The organism is Cupriavidus sp. YAF13 (genome assembly GCF_052113425.1).
In the GTDB taxonomy this organism is placed as follows: domain Bacteria; phylum Pseudomonadota; class Gammaproteobacteria; order Burkholderiales; family Burkholderiaceae; genus Cupriavidus.
Map to the genome: position 1 here is coordinate 1 of NZ_JBFRDD010000121.1, position 4453 is coordinate 4453.

At 56.9% G+C, this 4453-nt stretch carries 4 protein-coding genes and 1 pseudogene; 3 read left to right on the plus strand and 2 right to left on the minus strand.

What is annotated here, in order from left to right:
* Nucleotides 1-134: pseudogene (locus AB4061_RS40215) on the plus strand (IS1595-like element ISCARN29 family transposase); the annotation flags it as partial.
* Between the two features lie 90 nt (nucleotides 135-224).
* Here AB4061_RS40215 and AB4061_RS40220 read toward each other — a convergent pair.
* Entirely contained in the window at nucleotides 225-521 is a 297-nt protein-coding gene (locus tag AB4061_RS40220) for a YciI family protein (RefSeq protein ID WP_441641609.1), read from the minus strand.
* A 34-nt stretch (nucleotides 522-555) separates the two neighbouring features.
* On the minus strand, nucleotides 556-1476 hold the full coding sequence (locus tag AB4061_RS40225) for an SDR family NAD(P)-dependent oxidoreductase (RefSeq protein ID WP_441641610.1): 921 nt from the start codon (nucleotides 1474-1476) through the stop codon (nucleotides 556-558).
* A 192-nt stretch (nucleotides 1477-1668) separates the two neighbouring features.
* On the opposite strand from AB4061_RS40225, the gene AB4061_RS40230 reads away from it, so the two are divergent.
* Together AB4061_RS40230 and AB4061_RS40235 are read left to right on the plus strand one after the other, a co-directional pair.
* Nucleotides 1669-2649 carry a helix-turn-helix domain-containing protein gene (locus AB4061_RS40230; protein ID WP_441641611.1) on the plus strand — a complete coding sequence of 327 codons (981 nt, stop codon included), beginning with the start codon at nucleotides 1669-1671 and terminating at the stop codon, nucleotides 2647-2649.
* Nucleotides 2650-3364: 715 nt separating this feature from the next.
* Complete coding sequence (locus AB4061_RS40235) at nucleotides 3365-4075, plus strand: DUF3577 domain-containing protein (protein ID WP_441641612.1); 711 nt, start codon at nucleotides 3365-3367, stop codon at nucleotides 4073-4075.
* Nucleotides 4076-4453 lie beyond the last annotated feature (378 nt).

A 4453-nucleotide genomic window follows, 5' to 3' on the forward strand; every position in this document is an offset into this window, starting at 1 on the left:
AACTCAGGGGCGTGGCCACCAAGTACTTGCCGAACTACCTGGCTTGGCAACGGCTGATGAGCTGGAACAAGGAAGGCGTTTCCGCCGACGATGTCATCGCGTCAGCTCTCGGCAAGCAGGTCATCAACGTTTAATCTGAACAGCGCCAACGGTTCAGTGAACTGCTGGCGAGCAATGCAAAATGCATCACATGTAGAGATGTTCTGCGACGAGAGGGAAAGAGGTTAGCCGCGCGCGGTCAAGGTGAGCATGTTGAAGTGCTCGTAATGACCGACGCCGTTCTTCACGATGGGGTCTTGTGAAGTAAAAGAGGCGATATCTTGGTCGTCGGCGATTTGGTAAAGCGAAACGCCATAACCGTCGCCATCGTTGATCACCGGACCGTGCGCCACGATCAGGCCTTGATCAAGAAGTTCATTCATGAAGGCGCCATGCTGCGCCATCCATTTCTTCTCATCGGCGGACATGGTGGTCAAAAAATCAGCGCGAGGGGGGACGAACTTGCACAGGTAGTACTTCATGACGGTTCCTGTCAAAGATTTGGGAGTGCGTACTTCAAGCTGTTTCCACGCTCTTCAGAATTGACCCTTCAAACATCTTGGGCGCGTAGCTCTGTAGGAAAAGGATCATCCCGGTCATCTTTCCAACTGGATTGCTGAACTTCGGCTTCTTGGTCTCAATCAGCTTGGTGATGGTGTTGACCACGGCGTCGGGCGCTTCCGCCCCGTCGATGCCCTTTTGTGTCGCAGCGTCTGCTTGCTTGCGGTAGGCGTTGTAGTCAGCAATTCGGCCACTTGTTTGGGAAACAGCGTTGTTAGCGAGATTGGTCTTGAACCACACCGGCTCAACCATGCTGACCTGGATGTTGAACTGATCCAGCTCGAACCGCAGAGACTTGAAGTAGCCTTGGACGGCGTGCTTTGAGGCCGTGTAGTACGAGAGGTTAGGTGGACCAATCAGACCCACGATGGAACTGACCGTGATGATCTGCCCATGCTTCTGTGCCCGCAAACGAGGCAGCAAGGCATTCGTCACTTTGACCGTACCCCAGAAGTTGGTTTCGAATTGTTGTCTGCCCAACTCGACAGGTGTTTCTTCTGCCAGCCCCGTCACCATGTAGCCAGCGTTGTTCACCAGCACATCCAATTGCTTGATGTTGCGGAACAGCTCTTCAGTGAAGGCGCTGATGGAGTTGTCGTCGCCGATGTCCAGGCGTAACAGCTTGAAAGGGACCTTGCCTACGTGCATTTCAGGCTCGCGGCTGGTACCGATGACGTCGAAGCCTTGCTTGTGCAGGCTGTTGGCGAGCAGCAGGCCGAAGCCCGAGGATGCGCCCGTGATCAGAACTGTCTTTTTCACTTTTACTTCTCCAAAGGTACGGCATGTTGTCTCTGCCATGCAGGCCAGGATTGGTAATTCCCAGTCGGAGTAGGCGGGTTCGAGCTTGGCGACTACTTTGCCGTTGAGGAGTGCCACGCGCACTCGCCAAACGCGCCAATTAAGCTGCGAAACGCGCCAAAATGGCGTACTCTGTTGGCGCGTTCGGCGAGTGCGCTGGCGCGATCGACCGCTTAAACTTCGTTCATGTCTACAGAACACAAACTCCCGCCGAATGATTACCGCGGTCCTGCTTTGGGCTACGCAGTGTGGCCGGGTTGGCGGTTACTGATGCAGGACGCAGGATTGGCGACGCCGAGCGTGCTGCGCCGCGCACAACTCCCGGGCGATCTGTTTGCGCGCGAAAACGTGCGCCTGGACTCGAGGGATTTCTTCAAACTCTGGAGAGCTATCGAGGCCGAAGCCGAGGCTGTGCAGGCAGACTGCCCGGCACCATTGCGCGTTGCGCAGGTGATGTCCTCCGACTGGTTCGACCCGGAGCTTTTTGCCGCGCTCTGCAGCGCCAACATGGCGGGTGCACTTCACCGCATTGCGAAGTACGTCAAGCTGGTTGCCCCGATCGAGATCAACGTGGGACGCACGGCTGCGCACTGCACCGTCACAATCGACTTCCTGGACCGCACGGAGTCTGCGCCGAGCGTGTTCCTGGCGTTCAAGCTGGTGTTCTTCGTGCAACTCGCACGACTCGCTACGCGCAGCCACGTGCAACCGTTGCGGGTAGGTTGGCCCGTTCCGCCGCGATCGGAGTCGGACCTGCGTGCGTACGAGGACTACTTCGGCGTACCGGTCGACTGCACCTCATTGGCCACACTGGTTTTTGCGGCAGCGGACGTTGAGCGCCCCTTCCTGACCGAGAACCACAAGATGTGGTCTTATTTCGAGCCCGCCCTGCGTCAGCGGCTGGCGGAGCTGGACCGAACTGCCAGCATGGTGGAACGACTGCGCAGCGTACTGCTCGAGGCGCTGCCGGCCGGTGAACTGTCGATGAGTGTCGTATGCCGCAAGCTCGGGGTCAGCACGCGGACTCTCCAGCGCAGATTGAAAGACGAAGGCACGAGTTTTCAGGAGACGCTGGACACCATGCGTGAGTCGCTCGCACGACACTATCTCGTCAATTCGTCGATGTCCGGCGCAGAGATTTCCTTTCTGCTGGGCTTCGAGGATCCTAACTCCTTCGCACGGGCATTTCAGGCATGGACCGGAAAGACCCCGCAAGCGGCGCGTTCGGCGCTTAGGAAAGCCCGTTCCTGAAGCGCTTCGCAACCGGAGTCCGGGTTCTGGCAGTTCCTGTCGCCGTTGGAGAAGAGGCGTCTTGGTTCCCGACGGTAACGATCCTCTTGATCCTCAACTGACTGCGACATAGGGTCCCACTAATTGATTTGGCGGGGACTTATTGTGCTTATCGATGCTTCAACGTCCAGACGGTACTGATCGGAGGCTTACACTTATAGCGTCGTCTCAAGACTGCCGAATTGCAGCGGTGGCACGATCACTAAAGGGGCCAAGGACGCGGGCTTTGGCCGTGTCCCACTGCCCTGATTGCCCCCTGTGTCGTCAGTGGTCCACATTCGCGGCCCCTTTCGATTGGGGCCGGCGGTTCGCTATCCGCTATGGGTGGAGTTCCTATAAAAATCAGAGGCTTAGCGAAGATATGGCGGATTTTTTACGAACCACGGCCAATCCTCTATCTTGTGAGATTGACGGCATCCAGAGGTGCTTGACGTCTCTCAAATCTTCGCGTTGAATAGAACCTGTTTTAGCTGGCCTCGGCCCCGTCTGATCTCGGTTATCGGATCAATCCCTGTCAGTTCACCTGACGCCCTTGAACGTTGCTCGGTCCATGAAATGGCAACGGATCCCTCYGGGATCTTGGATGTGATGAAAATCTGATTGATTGTCCCAGCTGGGGGTTCTAACACTCCCGCCGGGATGTGTGGACTCCCTTTTTTCATTCTAGGAGCCCACCATGTCGCAATCYCAATCCGCTTCCCAACAAGCCCAATCGCAGTACTTCGATCTCCACATGTCTGGTATCGGCTATCTCTCACGCGTGCGTGATGTGCCGACCGACAATGGTCCTGTGCTCGCCTGCAATATCGCTGCTCTGCGTGGCAAACGCGATGACGCCCAGTACACGTACTGCGACGTCTACRTYGTCGGCCAACGYGCCAAGGAAATCGTCAARATGCTCGAGCAGGATGTACTCGCCGATCGGAAAGTCTTGATCGGTTTCAAGCTCGGAGATCCGTCTGCCCAGGCCTATGAGGTYAGGGARGGCGAATCGCAAGGCGAAATCCGTACCGTGATTCGTGGGCGTTTGCTCAAGATCACGATGGCCAAGGTTGACCAGGAGTTTGTCGATCTGCCGGAAGACGAGAATCAGCAGCAACATCGTCCCCAGCAGAACGACCGACGCTTTGGCAACCMAGGACGTCGCAATGACAACGATTCGCGTGGACGTCAGTTCTCGCGGGATCAAGGTCAAAGCAACGTCCAACGCAACCGCGATGGCCAAGAYGACAATTCACGTGCACCGCAGTACGCACGCGATACTCGCCAAGGCAATGCGCAGCAGTCTCGCGATACGAACGGCTCTCAAGGCCGCCAGCTTTCGCGAAACACGAGCCAAAGTACTGGCTACAGCCAACGTCCCCGCCGTACCGGGTCGTATGCTTGAGTCGCTGACCTGGTGGGCTCTGAAGGGGTTCCCCCCTTTCGGAACCTCCAGGTTGTCACAGGATGTTCCCGGTTTGTGCGTTGTCCGGCTAATTCAACGCTCAGCAAGCTTGGCTTGCGCCCTTAGGATGAAACTGAGTCTCTGAAATGGTTTCAGACTGGCTTGCCAGTTGGGGATGTGATGTAAGTTGTTCGCTATGCGCAGGATTACCGGAACTCCCTGAGTCTGTACGCCTCCCAAGCTGCATCCTCACGGATGCGCAGGCTCACAGTAACCGGCCATGTAGCAGCAGGGCGTTGGACTGAACCCCCACGTTCCAATGATTCACCCGCGGCCATCTACTGATGGCTGTCCCCTTTCCACCCTTGCGGGCTGACG

Bases quoted from the DNA above. Each gene is read 5' to 3' on its own strand.
- AB4061_RS40220 (WP_441641609.1), bottom strand. From the start codon at position 521: ATGAAGTACTACCTGTGCAAGTTCGTCCCCCCTCGCGCTGATTTTTTG.
- AB4061_RS40230 (WP_441641611.1), top strand. From the start codon at position 1,669: ATGCAGGACGCAGGATTGGCGACGCCGAGCGTGCTGCGCCGCGCACAA.